2 tRNA genes and 2 rRNA genes are annotated in these 2,244 nt (G+C 53.0%); all 4 read right to left on the reverse strand.

Annotated features, from left to right (window positions below):
- Window positions 1-1,414 (reverse strand): 23S ribosomal RNA (locus QUA56_RS36365); the annotation flags it as partial.
- 325 nt (window positions 1,415-1,739) lie between these two features.
- Window positions 1,740-1,815 (reverse strand) — tRNA-Ala (locus QUA56_RS36370).
- 56 nt (window positions 1,816-1,871) lie between these two features.
- Window positions 1,872-1,948: transfer RNA gene (locus QUA56_RS36375), tRNA-Ile, on the reverse strand.
- A gap of 230 nt (window positions 1,949-2,178) precedes the next feature.
- Window positions 2,179-2,244, reverse strand: a 16S ribosomal RNA gene (locus tag QUA56_RS36380); the annotation flags it as partial.

The following is a 2,244-nucleotide window of genomic DNA, read 5'->3' on the forward strand; positions in this document are numbered from 1 at the left end:
CCATCGACTACCCCCTTCGGGCTCGTCTTAGGGGCCGGCTTACCCTGCTCAGATTAGCTTTAAGCAGGAACCCTTGGGATTTCGGCGAGAGGGCATCTCACCCTCTTTATCGCTACTCATGTCAGCATTCGCACTTCCGATACCTCCACGGTCGGTTACCCTCCCGCTTCATCGGCCTACGGAACGCTCCGCTACCGCTTGGATCAAAAGATCCAAACCCTAAGCTTCGGTACGTATCTTGAGCCCCGTTACATTTTCGCCGCAGGATCTCTTATTTAGACCAGTGAGCTGTTACGCTTTCTTTAAAGGATGGCTGCTTCTAAGCCAACCTCCTGGTTGTTTTGGAAATCCCACATGCTTTCCCACTTAGATACGATTTGGGGACCTTAGCTGTAGGTTAGGGCTGTTTCCCTTTTGACGACGGACCTTAGCACCCGCCGTCTGTCTGCCGGACTAACTCTGTGGTATTCGGAGTTTGGTTAGGTTTGGTAGATCTCGCGACCCCCTAGCCCATCCAGTGCTCTACCCCCACAGGTAAACATCCGACGCACTACCTAAATAGTTTTCGCGGAGAACCAGCTATTTCCCGGCTTGATTGGCCTTTCACCCCTAAACACAACTCATCCGACAATTTTTCAACATTGAACGGTTCGGCCCTCCAGTGCGTGTTACCGCACCTTCAGCCTGGTCATGCCTAGATCGCCGGGTTTCGGGTCTAATCCATCAAACTCAGTCGCCCTATTCAGACTCGCTTTCGCTGCGCCTACACCTAACGGCTTAAGCTTGCTTGATAGATTAAGTCACTGACCCATTATACAAGAGGTACGCTGTCAGGCCTCAAGGACCCTCCAACTGATTGTAAGCATTCGGTTTCAGGTACTGTTTCACTCCCCTCATCGGGGTGCTTTTCACCTTTCCCTCACGGTACTTGTTCGCTATCGGTCATGTACGAGTATTTAGGCTTGGAGGGTGGTCCCCCCATGTTCAGACAGGATTTCACGTGTCCCGCCCTACTCGAGTCCTGATGTTTCATTTTCGCATACGGGGCTGTCACCCGCTATGGCCAAACTTTCCAGAATGTTCTGCTAATTAAACACCAGGCACTGGCCTGGTCCGCGTTCGCTCGCCACTACTAACGGAATCTCGGTTGATGTCTTTTCCTCCGGGTACTGAGATGTTTCAGTTCTCCGGGTTCGCTTCACGAAACCTATGTATTCAGTCTCGCAATACCTTTGCCCAATTACCCAGCCCGTGATTGCTCACGGGCGAGATAATCGGGATAGGTGGGTTTCCCCATTCGGAAATCGCGGGATCAAAGCTTGCTCACAGCTCCCCCACGCTTATCGCAGCGTGCCACGTCCTTCATCGCCTGTACATGCCAAGGCATCCACCAAATGCTCTTACCTCACGCTTGAGAGTCCACACCACCAATGACAACATTGGTCGATCGCTCGAGACACGGTCTTGTAAGCCGCGCCCCACACGAACGTACCACTCGGCTGCTGCCATGGTTTGCTCGGTGTGGATGATTTATCTCAGCCAGATATTCATTAGTTAAAATGAATGTATGTGATTGGCATACGTGACCCACCTCTTTCGAGATCGGCACGATGCAACCACGGCATCGATTAAAAAACCCATTCACAATGTCAAAGAGCAGGCCACTCATGGGCCCGCACACCGGCTACGGATAAATCCGCGCCGGAATATGTTGTCTTCATCTCTGGAGAAATGCGTGGTGGTGGAGCCTATCGGGATCGAACCGATGACCCCCTGCTTGCAAAGCAGGTGCTCTCCCAGCTGAGCTAAGGCCCCCAACCATGATCGCCGCTCTTTCGTGTTCGCACACAAAGCGAGCAGCGCGTCTATAATGGTGGGCCGAGTAGGAGTTGAACCTACGACCTCACGCTTATCAGGCGTGCGCTCTAACCACCTGAGCTACCGGCCCCACCTGCGGCCTTTCGGCTTAGGCGGGCAAGCCCGGGCTGCCCAAAGGCGGCGTTATCCGCTGCTCGCAAACATGTGAAAAACACACATTCGCGACAGCGAAATCTCCAGGATGAAGGGACATGAGGACGACGGCAATGTTCTTTGGAACGGAAGAAGCTCTTCCTGATGTGAGAACCCCAACCAGTTAAGGAAGAGATTCAATCAGGCGCTTTCTGCCAATATCCTTAGAAAGGAGGTGATCCAGCCGCAGGTTCCCCTACGGCTACCTTGTTACGACTTCACCCCAGTCGCTGA

The organism is Microcoleus sp. N3A4, assembly GCF_036701805.1.
Taxonomy (GTDB): Bacteria; Cyanobacteriota; Cyanobacteriia; order Cyanobacteriales; family Microcoleaceae; genus Microcoleus.